Source organism: Eximiradius sp. (assembly GCA_937127445.1).
GTDB lineage: Bacteria > Bacteroidota > Ignavibacteria > Kapaibacteriales > UBA2268 > JAKIZO01.
Map to the genome: position 1 here is coordinate 70,503 of CAKZLY010000021.1, position 24,452 is coordinate 94,954.

The 24,452-nt window shown below is 38.2% G+C and carries 20 protein-coding genes and 2 tRNA genes; 11 read left to right on the forward strand and 11 right to left on the reverse strand.

The genetic code is table 11. From position 1 onward, the window contains the following. Positions 1-207 precede the first annotated feature (207 nt). From rpmH to yidC, 4 genes are all read left to right on the forward strand, one after another. A complete protein-coding gene (rpmH, locus tag AC6QZF_RS07180; RefSeq protein WP_499799200.1) occupies positions 208-354 on the forward strand; it encodes a 50S ribosomal protein L34 in 147 nt (48 codons plus the stop codon). A 71-nt stretch (positions 355-425) separates the two neighbouring features. Next, the gene (gene rnpA / locus AC6QZF_RS07185; RefSeq protein ID WP_499799201.1) at positions 426-839 is read left to right on the forward strand and encodes a ribonuclease P protein component; all 414 of its coding nucleotides are present in this window, start codon (positions 426-428) and stop codon (positions 837-839) included. Further along, positions 811-1,047, forward strand: a complete 237-nt coding sequence (yidD, locus tag AC6QZF_RS07190; protein ID WP_499799202.1) for a membrane protein insertion efficiency factor YidD — start codon at positions 811-813, stop codon at positions 1,045-1,047. Before rnpA ends, yidD begins: the two co-directional genes overlap by 29 nt. Positions 1,048-1,063: 16 nt before the next feature. Then, positions 1,064-2,923 carry a membrane protein insertase YidC gene (gene yidC, locus AC6QZF_RS07195; protein WP_499799203.1) on the forward strand — a complete coding sequence of 620 codons (1,860 nt, stop codon included), beginning with the start codon at positions 1,064-1,066 and terminating at the stop codon, positions 2,921-2,923. Positions 2,924-3,128: 205 nt separating this feature from the next. Here the strand turns inward: yidC and AC6QZF_RS07200 are convergent, their stop codons facing one another. Beyond that, on the reverse strand, positions 3,129-3,467 hold the full coding sequence (locus AC6QZF_RS07200; protein WP_499799204.1) for an STAS domain-containing protein: 339 nt from the start codon (positions 3,465-3,467) through the stop codon (positions 3,129-3,131). 128 nt (positions 3,468-3,595) lie between these two features. Here AC6QZF_RS07200 and AC6QZF_RS07205 point away from each other — a divergent pair, with 128 nt between their 5' ends. Genes AC6QZF_RS07205 through AC6QZF_RS07215 form a run of 3 tightly spaced genes read left to right on the forward strand, consistent with a single transcriptional unit; the run spans position 3,596 to position 6,915 of the window. After that, positions 3,596-5,068 carry a lipopolysaccharide biosynthesis protein gene (locus tag AC6QZF_RS07205; RefSeq protein WP_499799205.1) on the forward strand — a complete coding sequence of 491 codons (1,473 nt, stop codon included), beginning with the start codon at positions 3,596-3,598 and terminating at the stop codon, positions 5,066-5,068. Positions 5,069-5,071: 3 nt separating this feature from the next. Continuing rightward, entirely contained in the window at positions 5,072-5,812 is a 741-nt protein-coding gene (locus AC6QZF_RS07210) for a M50 family metallopeptidase (RefSeq protein WP_499799206.1), read from the forward strand. Next, a complete protein-coding gene (locus AC6QZF_RS07215; protein ID WP_499799207.1) occupies positions 5,809-6,915 on the forward strand; it encodes a mannose-1-phosphate guanylyltransferase in 1,107 nt (368 codons plus the stop codon). The genes AC6QZF_RS07210 and AC6QZF_RS07215 overlap by 4 nt, the downstream gene beginning before the upstream one ends. Before the next feature lie 101 nt (positions 6,916-7,016). On the opposite strand, the gene AC6QZF_RS07220 is transcribed toward AC6QZF_RS07215, so the two are convergent. After that, a tRNA-Ser gene (locus tag AC6QZF_RS07220) sits at positions 7,017-7,103 on the reverse strand. Between the two features lie 85 nt (positions 7,104-7,188). On the opposite strand from AC6QZF_RS07220, the gene AC6QZF_RS07225 reads away from it, so the two are divergent. Both AC6QZF_RS07225 and AC6QZF_RS07230 read left to right on the forward strand, forming a co-directional pair. Further along, positions 7,189-7,263 (forward strand) — tRNA-Lys (locus tag AC6QZF_RS07225). A 101-nt stretch (positions 7,264-7,364) separates the two neighbouring features. After that, positions 7,365-7,802: a nucleoside deaminase gene (locus tag AC6QZF_RS07230; protein ID WP_499799208.1), complete on the forward strand. Its 438-nt coding sequence runs from the start codon at positions 7,365-7,367 to the stop codon at positions 7,800-7,802. Positions 7,803-7,843: 41 nt separating this feature from the next. Here the strand turns inward: AC6QZF_RS07230 and AC6QZF_RS07235 are convergent, their stop codons facing one another. From AC6QZF_RS07235 to AC6QZF_RS07250, 4 genes are all read right to left on the reverse strand, one after another. Beyond that, on the reverse strand, positions 7,844-9,241 hold the full coding sequence (locus AC6QZF_RS07235; protein WP_499799209.1) for a sigma-54-dependent transcriptional regulator: 1,398 nt from the start codon (positions 9,239-9,241) through the stop codon (positions 7,844-7,846). Position 9,242: 1 nt separating this feature from the next. Then, positions 9,243-11,582: a PAS domain S-box protein gene (locus AC6QZF_RS07240; protein ID WP_499799210.1), complete on the reverse strand. Its 2,340-nt coding sequence runs from the start codon at positions 11,580-11,582 to the stop codon at positions 9,243-9,245. Between the two features lie 202 nt (positions 11,583-11,784). Next, the gene (gene lnt, locus AC6QZF_RS07245) at positions 11,785-13,431 is read right to left on the reverse strand and encodes an apolipoprotein N-acyltransferase (RefSeq protein ID WP_499799211.1); all 1,647 of its coding nucleotides are present in this window, start codon (positions 13,429-13,431) and stop codon (positions 11,785-11,787) included. After that, entirely contained in the window at positions 13,424-14,209 is a 786-nt protein-coding gene (locus AC6QZF_RS07250; RefSeq protein ID WP_499799212.1) for a ribonuclease H-like domain-containing protein, read from the reverse strand. Before AC6QZF_RS07250 ends, lnt begins: the two co-directional genes overlap by 8 nt. An 80-nt stretch (positions 14,210-14,289) precedes the next feature. On the opposite strand from AC6QZF_RS07250, the gene AC6QZF_RS07255 reads away from it, so the two are divergent. Further along, positions 14,290-14,982 carry a DNA alkylation repair protein gene (locus AC6QZF_RS07255; protein ID WP_499799213.1) on the forward strand — a complete coding sequence of 231 codons (693 nt, stop codon included), beginning with the start codon at positions 14,290-14,292 and terminating at the stop codon, positions 14,980-14,982. A gap of 34 nt (positions 14,983-15,016) precedes the next feature. Here the strand turns inward: AC6QZF_RS07255 and AC6QZF_RS07260 are convergent, their stop codons facing one another. The 3 genes from AC6QZF_RS07260 to AC6QZF_RS07270 form a co-directional block, all read right to left on the reverse strand. Further along, entirely contained in the window at positions 15,017-17,566 is a 2,550-nt protein-coding gene (locus AC6QZF_RS07260; protein ID WP_499799214.1) for a peptide-N-glycosidase F-related protein, read from the reverse strand. Between the two features lie 163 nt (positions 17,567-17,729). After that, complete coding sequence (gene mdh, locus AC6QZF_RS07265) at positions 17,730-18,668, reverse strand: malate dehydrogenase (protein ID WP_499799215.1); 939 nt, start codon at positions 18,666-18,668, stop codon at positions 17,730-17,732. A 97-nt stretch (positions 18,669-18,765) separates the two neighbouring features. Beyond that, positions 18,766-19,500, reverse strand: coding sequence for a DUF5714 domain-containing protein (locus AC6QZF_RS07270; RefSeq protein WP_499799216.1), 735 nt, complete (start codon positions 19,498-19,500; stop codon positions 18,766-18,768). A 155-nt stretch (positions 19,501-19,655) separates the two neighbouring features. Between AC6QZF_RS07270 and AC6QZF_RS07275 the strand changes: the two genes are divergently transcribed. Then, complete coding sequence (locus tag AC6QZF_RS07275; protein ID WP_499799217.1) at positions 19,656-20,051, forward strand: OsmC family protein; 396 nt, start codon at positions 19,656-19,658, stop codon at positions 20,049-20,051. 171 nt (positions 20,052-20,222) lie between these two features. Here the strand turns inward: AC6QZF_RS07275 and AC6QZF_RS07280 are convergent, their stop codons facing one another. Both AC6QZF_RS07280 and AC6QZF_RS07285 read right to left on the reverse strand, forming a co-directional pair. Further along, on the reverse strand, positions 20,223-22,289 hold the full coding sequence (locus AC6QZF_RS07280) for an agmatine deiminase family protein (protein ID WP_499799218.1): 2,067 nt from the start codon (positions 22,287-22,289) through the stop codon (positions 20,223-20,225). A 190-nt stretch (positions 22,290-22,479) separates the two neighbouring features. Continuing rightward, the gene (locus AC6QZF_RS07285) at positions 22,480-24,420 is read right to left on the reverse strand and encodes a S9 family peptidase (protein WP_499799219.1); all 1,941 of its coding nucleotides are present in this window, start codon (positions 24,418-24,420) and stop codon (positions 22,480-22,482) included. Between the last annotated feature and the right edge of the window lie 32 nt (positions 24,421-24,452).

Consider the following 24,452-nt stretch of genomic DNA (forward strand, 5'->3'; position numbering starts at 1 on the left):
AATGCAGATACAATATGTACAAATCCAAAATATTTGCCTGTGATTTTTCCAACGTACGCATTACGTTTTTCGTCTTTACTGTAACAATATAATTTCTTTTTATTCATTCAGATAAATAATTTTATAAATCTAAAAAAATTCTTATATTTGTAGTTCATTTTTTCGTAAAACTATAATTTATAATAAATTATCGGATCAAGGTGATTTATGAAAAGAACGTATCAGCCAAGTCGTCGTAAAAGAGTTAACAAGCACGGTTTCCGTGCACGTATGGCAACAAAAAATGGCCGCAAAGTGCTTTCTAACCGCCGAGCAAAAGGCCGCTATCGCTTAACCGTTAGCGACGAAAGATAGTACATTGATAATATGCATAGACTTTGAGCAACGAGGCTCACTGTTATGCAAATAAATTCAAGAGGTCGAAAATGCCGTGCAGTCGGCTTGCCACAATCAAAAAACAAAAGCGTTTCCAAGAAGTTTTCGCAAATGGCAAAAAATTTTCGACTTCTAATTTATTTGTAGTAATCGAATGCAACGAAACAAATTCTAATGCTATTGAATATGCAGTTGTTACAAGTAAAAAAGTTTCGAAACGGGCCGTTGTCCGAAACCGTATTAAACGTTTGCTGAGAGAAGTTCTTCGTCAATATGTTCATTTGTTGCTGGTGGGCTGCCCACACATATCAGCAATAATACTTTTCTGGCGGACACCCGTTGCAAAGCCGTCGCTTATAAGGCTGACCGATGTTTTCGCTGAGTTTATGATAATTGTCGAAAAATTTCGTAACTCTTGTATCAAAAGGCAAGTTGATGAAGAAAATCCTGATAATATTGATTAAATTCTACAAATTTGCTATATCGCCGATTTTCCCGTCGTCCTGCCGTTTCTACCCAACTTGCTCTCAATACGCAATTGAAGCAATCGAAAAGCACGGCTCACTACTTGGAACTTTTTTAGCAATAAAACGTATTATCCGTTGCAACCCATTTTCAAAAGGTGGGTTCGACCCAGTCCCCGATTTTTTGTTAAAAAAAAAAGATTATTAATTAATTGAAGTTGAATATGGATCGAAATTCATTTATCGGAATGACCTTAATTATGTTGCTCATCTTTGGCTGGCTCTTCTATATGTCAGTTACGGAAGCGCCACCTCCGCCAAAAGACAAAGCAGCGGACACAACAGCTCATCAATTGCCCGAGAAAGTTCAGGATAGCCTTGCATCCGTAAAAACAATTGCTGATACTCTACAAACTCAGCAACGCTATGGTATTTTTTCACAATTCGCTTCGCGAAACGAAACAATTTACACAATTGAAAATGATCTTTTCGTTGCTGAAATTTCCTCCCGAGGCGCTGCTCTTAAATCCTGGAAACTTAAAAACTACAAGAAATGGGATAAAACACCTGTCCAGCTCGTTCGACACGGCAATGGCGAACTTTATATGAATTTTGTTTCTCTGGAAGCTAAAAAAATAGACACCCGCGATCTGAATTTTTCGCTTGCCAATCAATCCCCAACTAACATAAAAATTCAAGGTAATCAATCTGCCAACCTTGTTTTTGAGCTTGATTTAGGGAACAATCGCAAAATTAAGAAAGTCATTAAGTTCTTCGGCGATAAGTACCATATAGAACAGAACATCACTGTTTCTAATTTAGAGGACATTCTTCCATCGCGTGGTTATAATTTAGTATGGGAAAAGGGATTGCCACCTCAAGAATATAATAGCGTTGACGAAGCAAACGATGCTATGGCAGTTGTCCAGATGAATGGTGAAGTTGAAGAAGTAAATGCAACCGAAACCAAACCAACCGAAAAGAGCTTTACAGGTATAATAGATTATGCTGCAATCAAAACAAAGTATTTCGCTACTTCGATTATGCCGCAGCCGTGGCAGAGCTACGATGGTACAGTTGATATTTCGGGGTTCGTTCGCCACCACGCCAACAATGGAATTACCGAAACTTATTCTATAAACTATCGTATACCGTACAAAGGCGGCGAGCAGGTGAACAGCTTCAAAGTGTTCATCGGTCCGCTCGAATACAATATAGTTCGTTCATATGGAATGAATGCTTTGATTAATTTCGGCTGGCGTTTCTTAATTCGCCCGATTGGTGAATACTTTATGCTACCAATATTCCAGTTTGTACATAAATTTGTACCAAACTACGGTATAGCAATTTTAATTTTCTCTCTGATAATCAAGCTTTTGCTGCATCCGCTATCGATTACTCAAATGCGTTCAGCTCAAAAGATGCAACTTCTTTCGCCTGAAATGGAAAAAATCCGCACCAAATATAAAGACGACCAACAAACTCAACAAAAGGAAATAATGAAACTTTATTCCGAATATGGAATAAATCCAGCAAGCGGATGCTTGCCGTTGCTGCTACAAATGCCAATTTTATTTGCATTGTGGGCTGTACTGCGTTCGGCAATAGAGCTTCGTCAAGAACCATTTATTTGGTGGATTACCGATTTATCGATGCCCGACAAAATTTTGAGTTTCGGTTTTTCGTTCCTTGGAATTAGCCATCTATCAGGCTTAGCGCTGCTAATGGGTGCAACTATGTTCATTCAGCAGAAGATGACCATTACGGACCCACGTCAGAAAGCAATGGTTTATATGATGCCGGTAATGTTTATTTTCTTGTTCTCGAATTTCCCATCAGGTCTGAATTTATATTATTTCTTCTTTAATTTGCTGTCGATTGGACAACAAATCTATATAAACAAGTTTTCTAAAAAACGCTTAACACTCGAAGACTTAAAGAAAATGCCCAAAAAAGAAGGCTGGCTGCAACGCAAAATGCGGGAAGCTCAGGAATTAGCTGAAGCCCAAGGGCGCACTCTACCCGGAGTAAAAACACATCATAACAACAAGCCAAACCAAAACCGCCCAAAACGTAAAAAGTAGAATATTTTATAATATAAAACAAAGGTTGCTTCGATGAGTAACCTTTGTTTTATATAATCAAACTTGTTTGCAATTAAACTTTATTTTACGACTTGCGAAATAATTGAAACACTTTTTGAAATAATGCGTATTTACAATTAAGAATGCCTCCTATAACAAACTTAGCGTAAAATTTCTGACTATCCACAAGCAAGGATAGTCTTTTTTATTTCACCTGCTCCATTGCCTCTTCCATCGTTATTGTAATCCGCAAAATGGACGAGACCTTTGTGATTTTGAATACATCTTGAAGTGTCTTATTCACATTCGTTAGTATCAAACGTGAATCCTTCAAGTTGTATTCGTAATTGAGCTTTATCAACTTACCGATGCTTATCGAACTAAAATACAGCACATCTTTGAAATCCATTACAAGATTTTTGCAGCCGTCCGCAAGGGCACCCATAGCAAGATTGAAAAATTCATCTGTTTCGTCCCCACCCACAAATTGTCCATCCAGCTTCATCAGACAATAGTTCTCGAATTTTTCAAGTTTTGTTTTCATAAATGAATTTTTAATAATTTTACAAATATTACTTATTGAAGTTTTATTTATAATTTTATTGAGAAAAAATCTTTACTTTTTATGTTAACATTTAATTAATTTTACATTTTAATTTTTGTCGTCATTGTATGCGTGATAAAATTAAGTCGCTGGCAAGCGACACAATTATATATGGTGTATTTCAAGTACTCGGTCGGTTCCTCTCTTTTTTGCTTACACCGCTCTACACTAACTACCTTACAAAAACTGAACTTGCTGAAATTACTTTTATTTACTCCATTCTTGCTTTTTTGAATATAATTTTCTCTTTCGGTCTGGAAACGTCTTACTTCCGTTTCTATCAAAAGGATAATCCTGAGCAGTGCCGCAAAGTGTTTTCAAATGCAATGTTTGTAATTGCCAGCATTGCTGCTTCCTTCGCCTTGGTTGTAATCCTAACTGCCGATTATTTTGCTTACGATTTGATAGATTTACCACGAGCCGCCACAATAGTCCGAATTTCAATACTTATTCCATTATTCGATAGCTTAATTCTAATTCCTTACGCCTATCTGCGTATGACACGTCAAGCAAGAAAATTTGCTCAAACAAGACTATTGTTGATAATCATCGCTGTTGCAAATAATTTGATTTTGGTTGTGTCGCTCGGCTGGGGTGCAATGGGTGTTATGATTTCGCAACTTATTGCGTCATCACTCGGAATTATGATAGTACACAAAGAAGTAAGAACAAACTTTGTCAAGTATTTTGATTGGACGCTAATCAAAGATATGTTCAAATTTGGGCTGCCCACTCTTCCCGCAAATTTATCGGCAATGATACTACAAGTGGCAGACCGCCCGTTTCTCAAAGCGCTTGCCTCGACAAACGATTTAGCAATTTATGCAGTTAATTTCCGCCTTGCTATTCCGATGATGATAGTTGTTACAGTTTTCGATTATGCCTGGAAACCATTTTATTTGAGCCGCTACAACGAAGAAGGAGCAAAAGAACTTTTTGCTCGAATCTTTACTTATTATGTGCTATTTTGCTCGGGAGTTTTCCTTGCAACTTCGCTATATATTGAATACGTAGTTCAATTACCATTCATCGGCGGGCGATTCATCGAACCTTCTTACTGGACAGGGCTTGCGATCGTCCCAGTTATTTTGCTTGCATTTTTCATAAATGGCAGCCAATCGCATTTTGCTGCAGGTTTTCTTATTACAAAGAACACACGTTATGTTGGTATTTCCGTCGGACTTGGTGCGGCTGTCAGCCTAATTCTCAATTTAGTTCTAATTCCGCATATTTCCTATTGGGGATCGGCTATCGCAATTGTAGCAGGCTATCTGGTAGGTGCAAGCAATTTATACATATATCAGCGAAAGATTTACCACATTACTTACGAATGGCGACGTGTTTGGATAATTATTTTCTCAACCGCTATTGTCTATTTCATAGCAAAAGAAGCTACTTTGTCCCTCGAAATGAAATGGGCATTATTAGTCAGGACGGTTGCTTTTGCCTCTTTTATTTTTATTCTATATTTGCTTAAATTTTTTACTCCCTCGGAATTAAACCATATTCGCAATCTCTTGAAATTGAACAAAAAGGCTTAAAATATGACTGTCCCGCAAAAAATTTCAGAAAAGCACTTCAATAAATACTCGCCGTGGTACTTCTCGGGTTTTTCCGTTCTCATTATTATTATCTGGAATATTCCCGACGGCTTCTATTACCTTTACCCGCTAACAATTCTGGCAACATATTTTCACGAGATGGGACACGGGCTTGCTGCGTTGTTGCTTGGTGGCAATTTTCATTATCTGCTGGTGCATCCCGACGGCTCGGGCGTGGCGGTTCATTCAGGTGTGCAATTTCTTGGCTCAATTGGACAAGCGACTGTCGCCATTGGCGGTCCGCTCGGTCCTACTTTCGTTGGTACGCTCTTCATTTATGCTTCTGCATCAGTCAAAGCAACTAAAAGGTTGCTTGTAATTGTAGGTGCGTTGATTATTATCACTGTTCTAATTTGGGTGCGTTCTGTATTTGGCGTGTTGTTTTTGATAGCGGTTGGTGGATTACTAATGTATATTGGAACAAAATCGTCGGATCGAACCAAGCAACTGGTGCTTCAATTGCTTGGGGTTTCCTCTATGCTTAGTTTATACCAAAACATTGGATATTTCTTTATTGATAAAGTTGAAATGGATGGGCAAATAATGTATTCCGATACGGGTTATTTGCAGAAATATTTATTTCTTCCATACTGGATGTGGGCAGTTATTATTTTGGGAATTTCGTTGTTTGCATTTTATAAAAGTTTTGCATATTTATATAAAAAAAATAAGGGACTACAATGAAAAGAGTTGCATTAATTATGGCAGGTGGTTCGGGCGAACGATTTTGGCCACTGAGCCGTCGTAAAAAACCGAAACAACTGCTAAAATTAGTTTCTAATGACAAAACTATGCTCGAAGAATCAGTTGAACGCATTGCCCCGCTTATCGATAAGCAAGATGTGTATATAATCACAAGCGAACTGCTTGCGCCAATTATGCGTGATATGCTTACAGATTTCCCTCCTGAGAATATTATTCCCGAACCATATAAACGCAACACTGCGTCCTGCCTTGCACTTGGCGCCGCCGTGCTGCTTGCAAAATATCCTAATGAGCAGGATTTATCGGTGGCAGTGCTTACCGCCGACCAGCATATTTACCCATCGGACGCTTTCGTTGCAACAGTGGACGAAGCAATGAAATATGCCGAACGAAATGAGAAGATACTAACTATCGGTATTCCACCAACTCGTCCAGAAACTGGCTATGGATATATAGAACTTGGCAAAAAGGTTGACAACTGGAACTTGATTTTTGGTGTATTGAGTTTTCGCGAAAAGCCTTCTTCTGATGCTGCAATGCATTACCTTGCCTCGGGCAATTTCCTGTGGAATAGTGGAATGTTTTTCTACAAACTTTCAACTTTTATTTCTGAATTGAAGCAATACCTCCCTGAAATTGGGGATCAAATTCAACTTATGGCAAAAAATTTAAATCTTTCAATAAATGAACCAGCCAATTCATTATCAAATCACATTGGTAATATTTTTAAAGAATTCCCTAATATTTCTATTGACTATGGACTAATGGAAAAGACGCCAAATGTTGCTGTTGCTCGTGCTCTCTTCAACTGGGACGATGTGGGAGCGATAGACGCGCTGCGGCGAACACGTTCGGCAGACGCAAGGGGGAATATTTCCATAGGTCGAGCGTCACTAATTGATACAAGCAATTCTATTGTTATCAATGAAAGCGAAAGGGCTGTTGTATCTGTTCTGGGAATGGAAAGCGTTGCCGTGGTTGTAACAGACGATGCAGTGCTTGTTTGTCCAGTGGAGATGGTGCAACAAGTGCGTCAAAGCGTAGAAGACGTAAAAAATAAGTTCGGTGAAGAATATATTTGACGAGGAAATATTAAATTGCAAAGATGTGTTGCACCTGCGAAGGTGTGGCACATCTATTATATCCAATCATATCGTTTGAAATTTCAGTTCGATGGTCTTTGCGGAAAGGGAGGGATTCGAACCCTCGGTACCGTTTCCGGTACACACGCTTTCCAGGCGTGCCAGTTAAGCCACTCCTGCACCTTTCCCCATAAATAAGATTACAAAAATAAGGAAAATAACTCAATATAAAAAAGATTTTTATATGTGATTTTTTTTTTATAGTTTTGCAACGCTCCCTTAGCTCAGTTTGGCCAGAGCAACTGACTCTTAATCAGTGGGTCGCGGGTTCGAGTCCCGCAGGGAGCACAAAGAAATAGCCTACATAATTTCCTTCAAACAAAGATATTAGTAGTTATAAGTCATTTACTTTATTAATTTCTCATTCCTCTAACATATTAGGGTGTAAAATGGATGAATTCTTCTACGAAGCTCTCAATCAAGCACGAAAAAGTTACAACGAAGGTGGAATCCCAATTGGTTCTGTGTTAGTATATGAGAACAAAATCATTGGGAAAGGGCATAATCAGCGTGTACAAAAAAGTAGTGCCATTTTGCACGGCGAAATGGACGCCATCGAGAACGCAGGTCGCCAACCCGTCTACGTTTACAAAAATTCCGTGCTTTATACAACGCTATCGCCTTGCCCAATGTGCACAGGCACAATTTTGCTTTATGGTATTCCCAAAGTGATTATCGGTGAAAATCAAACCTTCCTTGGTTCAGAGGATTTGCTCCGCCAACACGGTGTCGAAGTTGTCGTTCTCAACTCTCAGGAATGTATTGATTTAATGAAAAAATTCATCGAGGAAAAACCTCACGTTTGGGACGAAGATATTGGAGTGTAGTTATTCAGTAGTATTTTAAACTATTGAAATAAAATAAAAACTTACTTTTTCAGACGACTGCGTAGAGCACTCGTTGTAAGCCCAAGATAACGAGCGGTTTGAGTTTTATTGCCGTTAAACTTAGCAAGCGCTTTTTGAACTATCTCATAATTAAGTTCTTCCAGATTAATTTCTTCGTCTGGAAGCACAAAACTGCCTGGACGCAAGACAAATTTATCTGCATCTCCCAATTGACTGTATTCTTCGAGAAATGAAATATGATTAGAACGAAGTTCATAGTCGTCGTAGAGCAACACAACCCGTTCGATAGCATTTTTCAGTTCTCTTACATTTCCATACCAGGGATGTTCCTGCAATATCTTTACAGCATATTTATCAATAAGCCTGAATTTTTTATCACGTTCAATTGCGAAATTCGTCACAAACATTTGAGCCATCGGAGCAATTGCCTCTTTCTGCTGTCGCAGCGAAGGCAGCACCAGATGAGCAGCACACAAGCGATAATACAAATCTATTCTAAAACGGTTGCTCTCAACCATATCTTTCAGATTTTTATTTGTCGAAGCAATTATTCTTACATTCAAAGGGATTTTCTCCACTCCACCGACACGGTAAAACGCCTTTTCTTCGAGAACACGCAGCAATTTAGCCTGCAGCTCGTTCGGTATTTCGCCAATTTCATCAAGCAGAAGAGTACCACCCTGAGCAATATCGAGTTTCCCACGTTTACCACCGCTTTTGCCACCGGTAAATGACCCTTCGTCGTAACCAAAGAGTTCGCTTTCGAATAAACTGGGTGTAATAGCGGCACAATTTATTGTAACAAATGGTTTTTTATTCCCTTTTTCGCCGTGATGAATAAGCGATGCAATTATTTCCTTGCCGGTTCCGCTTTCGCCTTCGATTAGCACGGGCAGATTGTCCTGGCTAAGTTTTAGAGCTGTTTCGACAATTTTCTGCATTTGATCGGAAAAAACGCCTATTTTCCCGATAACAGGATGTTCAAAACACGAATAATGCAGCATTTGTTTTTTTTCGTCTTTTTCATTTGCAGTATCATTTATTTGGTTCTTCTCGGATAAAATTCTACTAATCACATCGGCAACGTAGCTGATTTCAATAGGTTTCACTAAATAATCATATGCACCCTGTCGAATTGCTTCAATACAAGTATCTAAATTTGCAAATCCAGTAACAAGAATCACCTTAGTATTTTTGATATTTTTCGACGATTTAATTTCACGAAGCAACTGCATCCCGTTCATTCCTGGCATACGAATGTCAGTGATAACAATCGGAGTATTGTGTTGTCCCAAATATTCAAGAGCATCGTAAGCTGAAGAAAATTGCGAAACTTGTATAGACAAGAAATCTCTGATGTATACCGCAAGCATCTCACGGCTACTATCGTCGTCATCTACTATTACAACGCTACTCATACTACTCACCTCTATAAATAGGGAAGTTTATAATAAAAGTAGCACCGCCATCTTCGTTGTTCATTGGCTGAACAGTTCCTTTGTATTTATCGACAAACATTTTAACAATTGCGAGCCCCAACCCCGTCCCACCAACGCTTTGCCGTGTAGAAAAGAATGGATCGAAAAGCTTTTCTTCCTTCACATCAGGCAGCCCGATACCGTTATCGTATACTATTAAATATGCGTATCCACCAGTTGATTTTGTTGCAATTCGAATAGTTTTATTTGGCTTTTCGCAACTGTCCAAAGCATTAACTGAATTAGTAATTAAATTATTCACAATAAGTTCGATATGAATTTTGTTAGCTTTAATAGGTAATTTTTCTTCAGTAAAAGATGTTTCGAACAATATTTCGTGAGACTGCACTCTCATTTTTGTAAGGTTAATAGCAGATTTTATACAGTTGTTCAAATCAACAATTTCGATCATTTCGGAGTTTGAATTCAGCCAGAGCGAACGCATATGCTGAATTATATCGTCAATACGAAGCGTTGCTTTGGATATCCCCTGAATCATATTAATTATTGCACCGGGTAATGGGTTTTTATTTGCTTTATCCCACGTAAGAATGCTTTCCGCCCCAATTCTGATAGCATTAAGCGGCTGGGAAATTTCGTGAATTATACCACCGGCGACCACCCCAATCGAAGCAAGGCGTGCCGAGTTGTGAATTATTTCAAGTGCTTCGCTGCGTGCTTTTGCCGCCTCGATTGTTGCGCGAAGTGCCTGTTCGCGAATGCGTTCAGTTTGCTTGCGAGCGCCAATATCAATAACACTTGTAATAATAGATTGCGGGTTGCCTAATCTATCGTATATTAGCGACGCATTTATTTCAACTTCAATTACTTTCCCATTAATCGGCTTTGATTCTATCTCAAAATTCCTAATATAACCCTGCCTTAAAGTAATATTCAACGCTTCTTTTAATTTGTCATAATCGCTTTCATTTATTAAGTCGAAAACACTTTTGATAGTGCTAAAATCAACATCAAGCTGTGCAAAATAATTATAGGCATCATCGTTTGCATATAAGATGTTCCCATTTAAATCAAGCAGATAAACCGAAATTGGTAGCGTCTTTATCAATCCTTCATATAATTCCTTTTGCTTAATGAGTTCGCTTGTTATATTCTTAATATCTGTTACATCCGTTAAAATACTGCAAACTAATACGCCTTGCGAACTATTGATTAGCAACCTTGTTAGGTTTACATAAGCACTTTTGCCGTCCTTTTTCCTTATGATTAGTTCATCTTCTCTTTGCTTAAATGAAGGGTTTTGTTTTAACAGCATTAAATTCTGCTTAAATTTCTTCTCGCTATTTTTAAAATTCTCATTGAGCATTACTTTGTTAGAAAAATCCCATATTTTTTTGCCAACCAATTCATAAGATTCATAGCCAGTTATATTCTCTACTGCTCGATTTACATCAATAATAGTTCCCGTTTGGTCAATAAGGAAAATACCATCGTTAATATTATGAAATACAAGACGAAATTTTTCTTCATTTTCGCGTAATTTCCTTTCGCTTTCGATTCTTGCTGAAATATCGCGGAAATATGTGAATAACAAAATTCGCTTCCGATAAGGGATTGCTGTTAGCGAAACATCGACAAAAATATTTCTTCCGTCACCGGTAGTATGTACCCAATCGAATCTTTTGTAGCCATTGGAATAAGCTTCTCTAATGTATTCCAAAGCCTTGTCCTTCGAACTTACATTGTCTGGCTGCATTGGCGGAGAAATTTCATAGGGACTGCGTCCAATTATCTCACTTTTATCTTTCAAACCAAGCATTTTCAACGCTGCCTCATTGCAATCAACCCATTTATCGCCATCAATAAGCAGAATTGGGTCATCCGATCGTTCGAAAAGCAAGCGGTATTTCTCTTCGCTTTCAGCGAGCGCATCCTGAACAACCTTGAACTTCGTAATGTCAGTTAGAATTCCTTCTACAAATTCGATTTCGCCTCTACCGTTGTATATTGCACGGGCAGATTCAATTGTATGAAGGGTTTTGCCATTAGTAAGCGTTACTGTCGCTGTAAAATCATCTATTAACCCACATTTAGAAACTAATTCAAAGAAATCTTTTCGGTTGTAAGAAAGTTCTTTTGTAGTAATAACATTACCTCTTATTTCAAATAAATCTCTAAAATATTTATTCACATAAACAATAGAACCATCTAAACGCGAACGATAAATACCAACCGGGATTCGATTTAGTAGGTCGTCAATTTCAGACGTCTCGACTTTTAGTTCCTCAATCAGAGCCGTAAGATGATCACTCGCTTCCATAGTTCATTTCTTCATAATACCCTGTTGATTAAAATATAATGAATAGAAAATTAATAACATAGGAAAAATTTAAGAAAATTAATTAATAAAAATAAATTAATATTGTTTTCATTATTTATTAACCTTTAAAGTAAAAATAAATACTTCAATCATTCGCATATGAATGATTAAGTAGGGCAAATTAAATGATTAATAATCTGGTTTATCGCTTTCTGTTAAAAATCACAGCTAATAACAAAATAAAAGCAACACCAAGAGACACCATTGGCAATACATCGGGCAATTGCACGTAAGGAGATTTCTCGTTCATCAGTGGAACCGTTGTTGCCACTGCTGTTGCTGTGTATTGTGGCGCTTCTAGAATAGATTTGCCAATCGGACTAATGAAACCTGTAACACCCGAGTTCGCACACCGAGCAATATACCGACGGGTTTCAATAGCACGAGCCGCTGCAATCAGATAATGCTGACGAGGACCATAAGTAAAGTCGTACCACGAATCGTTTGTAATCACAGAAAGCAGATGCGCACCGTCTCGAACAAACCGCGTAACAAATTCGGGATATATCGATTCAATGCAAATTATCGTCCCAATTTGTGCAAACTTATCCTTGTTCTGTACCTTCATTGCATATTGCTTCCTCCCAATGCCCCACGAGGATATACCTACGCCCCAACGCAACCAGTTTTGTGCGAATGGAATTAAGTCCACATAAGGAAAACGCTCGCCGAATGGTGTAAGCCGCGATTTTCTGTAAATTTGCGGATTATCTGCTTCATAAGGTTTCGGATTAAGCAGCAATGCAGTGTTGAACGGCTCATAACGTTCGTTTGTATCTAAAAGCCACTGCCGTGCGGTTACCGGTGCCTTGTTCGCATCTGAATAGAGGTAGTATTCAGTAAAACCCGTGAGAAGCGATATTTGCTTTTGATTCAGTTCGTCTGTGATAAACGGGTAGAAATGCCCCCAGTTGACAGCTAAGCTAACTGTTGGTATTGCGGTTTCGCTCCACACAGCAAGGTCAATTTTCCCATGGTACGCTTTGAAGATAGAATCTTGCAGGTTCAGATGATAATAAATTTGTTCAATAGGATTGCCATCCCATTTTCGCCAAGGATTAATATTCGGCTGAATTAGAGCAATGTTTATTTTCGGGCTTCGCTCAAGCAGATTTGCGTGATGATATTTCCAATACGAGTAAGCACCATAAATATAAGGCAAAAGCAATATCGCCAAAAAATAGATTGTATATTTTCTCTGCGGAAGTTCCCATAAATTTCGCAAACGGACACGTTTTGGGAACTTTTGCAAATGCTCCACAAGTTTCAAACACAATACATTTGCATATAAAGTTAGAAGAGAGGCACCCCAAATTCCCGTTATATCAATAAACTGCACCCACATTGTGTTTTGTATCTGCGTATATCCAAGAGTTAGCCACGGATACGATGCTTCGCCCAGCGAATGCAAATACTCGAATGCTAAAAAAACGACAGGAAAAGACCACAAAGCAATATTCTTGCCTAATTTTTTCTTAATTGTAAAATAGAACCAGAACGGAACTAAAAAAAACAGTGGGTGAATAAAACATAAAGCAATACCGCTCCCGAGCAAAAATGGATCTGTCTCCCTCTGAAAACTTGCTATCCACCAATTTGCAATTGTATGATAAAAAAAGAATGTTATATATACATATAAATATTTGTGCTTGATTTGATCATTTTCTCCGAGCATCCACAGTAGCGGCACAAACGCAATGAAAGCAAGCAAAAACAAAGGTATCGGCGGAAACGCAAGCCCAAGCATAACCCCCGACAGTGTTGTAAAATATGCTTTTCGCTTATCCATTTTTCCCGAAATTTAAATATTCGTTCCAGATTTTAAATAGTTCAAATGTTGCAGCAACATCTCTCATACAATATTTTGCTATCGAATATATTTTCCCTGAACGAAAATATTCTGATACTTTCGATCCGTCTATCCCTTCGGCTTTTGGAGAAACAAGCCCAAAAGCACGTGCATAGAAATCAAAATTAAATCTGCGGGTTGCCCCATACGGCGAACCATTGTAGAAAGTGAGTTCATCGAGCAAATCCACGTGCCGCGAATAATTAAAGCGCGTCCCATCCATCAAGTTCCTGCTTGGTCGCAACCCAAGCAGTGCCGATCGCAACATCAAAAAAGGTGCGTCAAAATTCCTCCCGTTAAACGAAATTAATGTTGCATCACGATATTTACTCAATACACTCCAAAATTTTTCCACAACCCATTTCTCCTCAGAAAGGAAAAAGACAGTTTCGTCGTGTTCATATACTTTGAAATTTCCTTTGTCGCTCTGAACAAACAAATTGATCTCGCCGCTCTCAATTGGCTTGTCGTTTGTCGGATGTGAACATAATGCAATTCTGCTCTCCGTTTTGAATTCGCTTGCAGCCGCTTCTGACGAAATGCGAACCATCCCTATACAAACGACCTGAGCAGTAAGCGGCGAAAGCCCCATTTCTGCTTTTTTTCGTTCCACTTCCTCATCGTCTTTTGCATAGCGAAGAAGGTATTCCTGCTGACTTTCCGAGAAACTATCGAATGGAAGCGATGAAGTCTCAATATCGAAAACTATATATTGCATATTTTACCAAAAATATTCTATCCAAAAATACGAAAAGTTGTATATTAAAATAATTAATTTTACACTATTATAATTTTTCTATGAATGCAAAGGAAATAATCGAACTTCTTCGTTCACTCGAAAACCCCGAAAATAAGTTGGGTATGGCTCGCTTCGGAATTAATACCGAATGCGCCTTTGGAATTTCTATGAAAACTCTCGAACCAGTAGCTCGAAAAATCAAGAAAAATCATGAACTCGCGCTCGAACTATGGGAAACGGGCTACCACGAAGCTCGCATATTAGCCATTCTAATAGCTGATCCGAAAAAAAACACGCCAGAAATGATGGACAAATGGACGAACGACTTTAATTCTTGGGATATCTGCGACCAAGCAGCATTGAAGCTCTATTGCAAAACTCCATTCGCATGGCAAAAGGTTTTTGAGTGGGCTGCCAGCGAACAAGGGTTTGTTAGGCGTGCTGCTTTTGCGACTCTCGCTGCATTGTGCTTGCATTATAAAGAAAAAAATAATGAGCCATTCCAAAAAGCGTTGAAATTAATCGTTCAGTATTCCACCGATGAACGCAACTTTGTTAAAAAGGCCGTCAACTGGGCTCTTCGGCAAATTGGGAAACGCAACTTAGAACTAAATAGCAAAGCAATCGAAACTGCTGAAACTATCTTGCAAACATATCCAGATTCGCCTTCTGCTCGCTGGATAGCACGCGACGCTCTACGCGAACTTCGCAACGAAAAAACTATCCAAAGAATTATGAACAAGCAAAAATAAAAAAGCACCGAAACATTGTTCGGTGCTTTCAATTTTATCTCGAAACTACAATGACAGGTTTCGATATTATTCCTTCTTTGCTTGCAATTTTAACTATATAGACACCGTTGGCAATATTACTCCCGCATCTCATTAATTCAACTTTGCCATCGGCTAATATTTCGCCGGAGTAATGCAATAAGTCACCTAAGATTGAGTATATTTCAATACTTTGTATGTGCATAAATCCATTTCTAATATTAAGCAAAATAGCATTCGATGATTTATCGAAGTAAATATCAACATTTTTATCTTCAGGTGTTGAACTAACATCATCAGGATTTATACCGTAACCTACAATTGGAATATTGATAGTTCCTTTTTTCCTGTCGTTTGTGCTAAAAGAGAGCGAACTCGTCGTTTTCCCCACTTTATTTGGAGTAAACGAAATTTTGATAATCAGCGAATCACCTTCACCCAGAAATGCTTCTCCATTTTTATTGAGTTCAGGTATGATTGTTTCTATCTTCAACCCCTTGGTTGCCCCCATGATTATTTGAGGATTTGCTAAAGTAATTCCTTTATTATTTGCTGGCTTCACAATCATTGAAATAGTTTTATTATTTCCAACCAACACATTCCCAAAGAGCAAAGAATCAGGCGCATACAAAGCAGTAGACTGATTATCAACGATAAAACTATGGCGAATTTCGCTACCAAAATCTACCGGGAACTGATACATCAGCAAATCGTCACTTTTTATATTTAAATTGCCATTGTTAAGCTGATAGTAATATTGATAGTACCAAAAACCAAGTCCACAATTTAGAGAGTTTTCAAAAATCACTTCGTAACCGCCATTTTCTAAATTTACAGTATCGCTATACTGTGTGCTTGGCTGATAGTCATTCCTTGATAACACTTCATTCCCTGCTGCATCCAGAAGTCTTAATTTATAAGGCTTATATCCATTATAATTTGAGAACAAAACATTAAAGTTATTAGTCAATAAATTGAAAGATAAATTTTGATAATATGAAGCAGGTATATCGTATTCGGAAACAGAAATATTATTTTGCGTATATTCATCAATGACATCATTTACTTTAATAATTTTAGCAACAAATTTTTTCGACGATGATGCCCAATCAGTATAATCAATTGGTGGAAGAGCAATCTCAACAGCTTCAAGTGATTTAATGCTCCCCTCCCAAGTGTACGTGTAAACATTAGAGCCTTCAATTCCGTATTCAAATTCTATTTTACTAATTGTCTCAGATCCACGATTGCGAACAATTAATATTGGGCTTGTTGCAGATGGATTATATCTCAAATATATGTCTTTTTTACTTGGACGCATAATATCTGCAATTTCAGCATCCATTGTAAAGTTCAAACTGTCGTAAACCACTAAATATGATGTAATTACCCAATAGCCAACTGTATTGCTACCGCTTTGATACGGCTTGTTGTAAAACTCCATATCGTAGTCAAGTTTAAAATTACTGCCCGAAATAAATGGTGTAATTTCAAAATCATACGGGTACACAACTGCACCCGGACACCAATTTGTTCGGTCAAGCAACCAAGTCCCTCCTTGTGGGAATAGAGCATTATCCGAACACTTTCTCCATACCTCTTGTGTATATTTAATCTCATCATCTACTTTGACAAACGCTTTCTTTCGGCAAAACTCGCAGCAATTATCTTCGTTCCCACCGAATCCGTGCCCTGTCTGAACAACCTTGAGCCTTACCATTTTTTCGTCCGGCATAAGGGAAATTTCCCGAGCAGAAAGCTTTTCTTCTGTATCCTTATTATATACCAAATACGGATATACCCAAATTCTTTCTAATCTCTTAATATTCCTCTCTGGAACTCCTTTAATAAAATCAAATGTAATATTTATTTCTTGCTGTTGGTTTGGTGCATCAATGTAGACTTTGCCAGTAAGCAATGGCAGAAAATCACTCGCATCAATTACCCAGGTAAAACCATCATTTCCAACATTCAGCCCTATTCCGTATGGTGTGATAAATCGCATTATCTCGTATGTTTCTGCAATAGTAATATCATCGTTGTAATATACTCGCTCCTTCTGCAAATAAATAGTTTCATCGCCTCCAATATATACAGAATCCACCTCCCCATTCGAATTTACAAAGTATTGATAATATGGAAGCCAAACATATTTGGTTTGCTTGACAATAGTTTTTTCGCCGTCTGTTTCATAAAAATTTATCGCAAGTGGGTTCACTGGTAACGAATCGATTTTGTAATTTCCCCCCTCCCATGTTACAACGTAGCGCCAGGAAGTGTCATTTCTAAATACAAGGCTATCGACTACATCCCCTTCAACACGAAAACTTGGTAAATAGAATTGTTTTACATATACATTTGCAATATAATCCCACTCACCACACGGGCATTTAATTGTGTAGTTCATCAATATCTTTTCAAACGACACGTTAGCATCGGGAAACTCGAACCAACCGTATTTTGGCTTGTTGTAATCGATTGCCGGGACAACTATTGTGTCTGACGCAAGTAAACTTAATGACGAAACCACCAAAATCAATAATTGCGTAATAATAAATTTTCTCATATTAATCCTATTTTTATTACTAATTAATATTAATTAACAAATTATTATTTTATTTTCATTTTATCAAAAATATTTAAAATTCAATTAATTTTTTAATTAAAATTTAAAAAAAATGGGGCATATTAATATGCCCCAAAATTTCAACTTTCTATATTGTCTTCTTCTACTTTATTCCCATCATTTCCATACACTCAACAATGTTTTTATGCACAAAATCAGATGATTTTTTGAGCATTTCTTTTTCCTCATCGTTCAATTTCAGTTCAATAATTTTCTCCAATCCATCTTTCCCAAGCACAACTGGCACTCCAACAACAGTATCTGTAATTCCGTATTCGCCCTCAAGCAGAACCGAACAAGGAAGAATCCGCTTCTGGTCTTTAACAATTGCTTCAACCATCTGCACAGTTGCCGACGCAGGGGCATAATATGCGCTGCCAGTCTTCAAGTAGCCTACTATTTCAGCACCGCCCGATGCAGTTCGCTTGATAATTGCGTCTAATTTTTCATCATCAATCAAATCGGTAATTGGAATACCCGAAACAGTTGTAAAGCGTTTTAATGGCACCATTGTGTCGCCGTGACCGCCCAAAACCAGCGCCTGAATATCTTGCATCGAAACCCCAAGCTCCATCGAAAGAAAAGCGCGGTAGCGAGCAGTGTCCAGTATTCCAGCCATACCAATAACCTTATGCTTAGGCAGTCCTGTAACTTTCATTGCAAGATATGTCATCACATCAAGCGGATTAGAAACGATTATGAAAATTGCGTTTGGCGACTTCTCGAAAGCATTTTTTGCGCAAGTGCTTACTATTTCAGCATTTTTTGCGAGCAAATCCTCGCGGCTCATTCCTGGCTTGCGAGCAAGCCCAGCTGTGATTATCACTATGTCGGAATTCGCTGTTTCATCGTACGTATTCGTTCCGAAAATCTTGCTGTCGCTCGAAAGAATTGGCATAGATTGATACATATCAAGCCCTTTGCCCTGCGGAATTCCTTCAAGTACATCAACCAAATAAATTTCGCTTGCAAGCTCTTGATTTGCAAGCAGTTGTGCAACTGTTGCACCGACATTGCCAGCACCGATAACTGTAATTTTCATTTTTTCTCCAAATAATTTATGAACACTCTTAATGACAAAAGTATCAAGATCAAATTGCATTATGGGAACTATTTATCGGTAAATTATAAAATAATCTCTACACCAAAGAATTACTCAAATTGTAAAATTGACATTCTTCGTGCTTACAAGTGCGATTACGCAGCGAAAAAGTACATTTCGCTTCCGCATAAGGCAAATTTACTGCAAAATGCTCTTTCAGAAATTCAATTGCTGCTTGAAGAGAAAGATAAGTGTCTCGCTTGCAACATCGTGGAGCACCTGCATCAGCAATTTTTTTCAACGCAACTGCCGTAATTTGGTTCGAAAGCGACCATTCGTCCTCGTCGATAAGTTCGCGGTTTAAATAAGTGCTCAAGAACACACCCAGCCCGATAGCCGCACCGCAAGTGTTAATATCGAACGAGCAAACGCGAGGTGTTTCTTCGGTCGCACGTCGCTCAATTGCATTTAGTTTTGCGTTCAGGCTTTCTTCTGACTTGTGGTAATTATGCAAGCAAGTAGTAAGCACTGCCGGAACAATCATATGATGTTCGGCTCCGTGCATACGAATTACAGGTGAGTTCATTATCTCTACCGCAAGTTCAATCGGACTTATTCCTTTATATTTCAAACATCTATCAATTACAAATTCTTCGGGGGTCTTAGCAAGGCAATCCGAACAGATACAATGCGAATTATCGCAAACCATAGGAACTGTTTTCACTTGCCCGCAGAAATCGCAAATTCTATCCTCCATTTTATCTACTCGGTGCAATTCTTCCCCACATAGTATGCAAGTAGTGCGTTCTGAATGTTGATTTAATTCTATCATAATATGCTCACGAGAATTTTTGAAATAATAGATTAAGAGTATTTAACAGTAAAAATATTGTAACTTTCTCAGTTGTTATTCATAATAAAATATTTTTTTATTACAAACGACTATATGAACAAAATGGAATATTGTTTATAAAAAGAGGTTTTAAAATGAGAATTTACTTTGCAGGAAACAAAAAAGTATATGCTGAATTCAATGATTTCACCGTTCAGACGGACCAACCAATCGAAGGTGGCGGCGACGCAACAGCACCCGCACCCTATGATTTATTCCTTGCTTCGCTTGGCACTTGCGCCGGTATTTACGTAAAAGGATTTTGCGATAGTCGCGGATTGTCCGCAGAAGGAATAGAGATTATTCAAGATATTGAATACGATTTTATAAATCGTAAAGTTGGGAAAATCACTCTTGATATACGAGTGCCATCGAGCTTCCCCGAAAAATATCTACCTGCATTGATAGCAGCCGCAAATCATTGCGCTGTTAAGAAAACCATACAGGACCCACCCGAGTTCGATGTTCAAACCACAGTAGTTGAGCAATAGCAAATTTTTCAGGAAAGAAGTAAAACAAGCACACATGAACATATTGAGCAAATTTGCGGAGACGCGAAATTGAGAGCGACTCCGTAAAATATTTTTTTACACCTTACAATTGCTAATAAATAAAAAAGGCTACCCAATTAGAGTAGCCTAAAATTATCATGGAAAATGTTATTACCTTACCACACTCAATTTTCGAATTATCGAACTGCCTTCGTCAAACGAAATATTCAAATAATAGAGACCAACAGGTAATTTCGATGTGTTGATTGTAATTACATCATACTGCGAGAGCAAATCCACTGTATTTACATAAATTTGCACTCCTGTTGAATTGATGATGCTAATCTTTGCTTTACCTGATTTAATGTTTCTAAACTCAATAGAAGCAAATTCACTTGCAGGATTTGGGAATACCTCGCTTACTTCATCATTACTAACATAATTGTCTCTAACCGAAACGTAGCTTACAACAAACTTATAGTTGCCTTCGGGTGCAACGATTGGCTTGGTTATTGCTTTCCCATTGTTCGATTCGGCAAAGATATAGTATTCAACTGTGTCGCCTTCGTTGAGAACGGTATTTGGTATAAATCCTGAAAATTTGTTGCCATCGGCATGCTGCAACATTACTTCGTTCCAGTTCATATCGTAGGTGCGTTTCCAATAAACTTTTGCATTTTTTATTCCGCTTTTGTTGGTAATTTCGGCATCTACTCTGTAACCGTCTTCAAATAAGTCTGTCGCAGAAACTGAGTAGTGGAAAATACGTAGCGGGTTTTCTGCAGGTATCTGTTTAGTTATGCAATGGATGGCACCGCCTGAACCATCAAAAGAACGAACATCAATTGGGACAATTTTGTAGCCGGGATAGGCTTTTTTCAATTCAGTCATTGCTACTTCGAAATCTGATTTGCTTCCTCCAACCCCTTCGGTATAGAACACCGGCTGAATTATTGTCTTGTTTACATACAAATGGTTAGAATATGTTCTCGTGTATTGCTCGTATTCTTGCGAACTTTTATACCAATTGCCATCATCTTTTCGTGGTAGTGGAATACTGCGACTCATATATTTTTTACCATTCCTCGAAGTAAGCGTAAGCAGTGTATCAATATTTTTCGATAAAAGTTTTGCATCAAAGAACGATGAGAGCTCGGTCGGATATTTTGTAAAAACAAAAGTGTTTTCGTCGTAGAAATCTGCATACAAATCAATATGACCTGTCCCACCATCATATTGAAGTTTGTCGAGTATTTTTATTCTTTTCAGGTTCATAAGATATGCCAAACTATCTCTCACCTGAGCAAGAGTAAGCACAGGCTTTTCCTCTACGTTAAATCCAAGCGGGCTTGTTTCGTCCAAATACAAGCGCCCTTCGCCATCAGCATTGGCATCGGCAATTGCATTGCTTGTAAACAATGTTCCATCACCATCTACTAATATATTGCCACCTTCGAATTCTATTGTAGTCGAATATACAGGCATACCAAGTTCATTGCCAATTTTCATAGGAATTTCATCATCGAGCGGACGCCCACCATAGTATTCGAAATCTAAAAATGCAATACTATCCTGGTCGCCATAATAGAACGCAACCGGCCCACAATCGCGATACCAGAACGAATTCCCTGGATTTACAAAAAATCTATAGTTGTAGAGTGGTTTGCCAACCTTTGCTGTATATTCAAGAATATCAGTTGTATCTTCTGCATCCCATACATTAATCCATACTTGCGCTTCTTTCTGGATAGCATCAGCAAGACTTGCATAAATATACGCATATTCGCTGTCGTCAAAAACATCAGGAACATTTACAACATCTATCAATTTATATCCCTGAGTTAAATAATCATAATACAATGCTTTGCCCTCGAAAAGTTGTTCAAGCGGATATTGTATCTTCATTTCTTTGTCGAATGAATAATAGGGCCAGCCAATCAGTATCGCTTGCACTTCCTCGAACTCAGCTGGGAAATACCGCTCGGCAGGTAATTCCATTTGAACTCTTTTCTGTGTTGTGATATTTTCTTTTGAACTGCCAGAAAATTGTCTTTTCCGAACTATAGACTTAATATTTTCGTCCAGTGCTTTATATTTTTTGTGGGAAGAGAAAAAATTGCGAAAATCATTTTTGTTTAATTGTTCCAATCTCTTTTTTATCTCGGACTTGTCTGCAGAAAACATAATGTTCGGCAGAAGTAATAATCCAATTAAAACAGCAATACATAAATTTTTCATAAAACACCAATAAATTTTACAAAATATAATTATTTAGTAACATATATACACTTAAACAATCACTTCTGTTACTATTTAATTTGAATAATTTCCAAATATTTCAAATAAAAATGAACAATTCAGTAAAATAAACACGGGCTCGCCCGTTCCGCAGGCAAGCCCGTCCAAAATTTATTTCATCACTTACATATTATTTTAATCTAAACACCTCTTTCAAAAACAATGCAATCGCTGCATTGTAATAATCGCGGTTCGACTTTTTGCGGAAGCCGTGCCCCTCGTCTTTTGCAAGCAAATACCACACGTCCCCTCCATTCTGACGAACTTTCTCAACAATTTGTTCGGCTTCGGATGCAGGCACTCTTGGGTCGTTCAATCCCTGAATAACAAATAATGGCTTTGAAATCTTATGCGCGTTATTCAGCGGCGAAATCATCTGAAGGAAGTGCCTCATCTCAGGATCGCGTTCGTCTCCATATTCCACACGGCGAAGGTCGCGACGATATTCGCTTGTGTTCTCCAAAAATGTAACAAAATTGGAAATCCCAACTACATCTATCCCCGCAGCAAGACGGTCGTTGTAGTGCGTCATCATTGCAAGCACCATATAGCCACCATATGAACCACCATATACGCAAATGCGTTTTGCATCTAGCTCTGGCTGTTTTGCAATCCAATCGAGTAATGCACCACCATCTTTCACTGAATTCTCACGCAAATACCCATTGTCTAAATCAAGAAACGTCTTGCCGTAACCATCGCTTCCGCGAACGTTCGGCGCAATTACGGCAACTCCAAGTTCATTTAACAGAAACTGAAAATATGAGGCAAACCCCGGACGAAACTGCCCTTCGGGACCGCCGTGGAAATTAATAATAACCGGAAACGGTCCATTCCCCTTTGGTTTATAGTAATATGCTGGTATCATTCTTGGTTTTCCATCTACCGAATCGTACGTAGGATACTGAATTAGCACCGGTTCAATAAATTTTGATGTGTTTAGCCCACCAACTTCGCTAAATGTCCATTGTTCTGCTTTTTGCTCTTTCAACGAATAAACAAACACATCGCCCGGAGAAAATGAAGAATTCATTGTAAATGCAAATTTTTTGTTATCTGGCGAAAAACCAAAACTCCCTATTTCTCCTTTTGGCAAATTCTTCGGCTCGGAATACTTAAATGTTTTTGTGTTCATTATATACACTTTGCTCGAACCATTTGCATTTACCGAAAAAGCAAGATTAGCTCCATCTTTCGATATTGTAATGCCTTCGACATCCCAATCAATTGCATCGGTTATTGGTGTAGTTTTTTTCGTCTTCAAATCAATATAGAACAATTTCTTGAATTCACTCCCATAATTTGAAAGGAAGAAAACACCTTTGCCGTCTTTTGAAAATTCAGCATCGCCCATTGCCACTTTTTCTTTGTAATCAACTAATTTCTCATACTTCCTCGTTCCTAAATCAAGCAAATAAACTGAACTTTCGTTTATTGAAATATAATTGTAAATCAAGGCTTGCTTTGCATCAGGCGAAAAATCTAAAAAACTCCATTGCCCTTTTGCCTCAAAAACAAGTTCTGATTTGCCTTTTTTGAAATCATAAATATAAATATCAAAGTCTCGGTTGTTTCGTTCATTCGAAGTATAAGCAAATTTTTCCCCATCAGACGACCAACGGAAACTTCCATAACGCGATTTCCCATCGCTCAACATTCGTATGCTCCCGTTCTCCTCGTTAAAATAATATATCTGATATTGCTCGTTGCCACCTATATCTTTGCTGAAAAGAAAACCACGCTCTTTTGATGGGCGTACAGCAATCCCAGCAATTGGCTCTTTGTAAAATGTTAATTGACGACGAGCTCCGCCCGCTTGCCCAACAAAATGCACCTGAGCTGTTTCCGCAAAGCGTGTAATTATATATACTCCTTTGCTGTCGTTGGCCCAGCCAGCAAATCCAGCTGAACGCACATTCTGGTATTGTTCTAATCGCTCTTGCAAGCTTGCCGGTATTTCCGGGATATTCTCAATTACAAGATTGCCTATTTCTTTGCGTTGAATTTCTGCCGAAGTAAATGCCGTCGCCAGCAACAACACGATTATTGTTAATAAATTTAATTTTTTCATTTGTCCCTCCAAGCATTATTGAACTATGATTA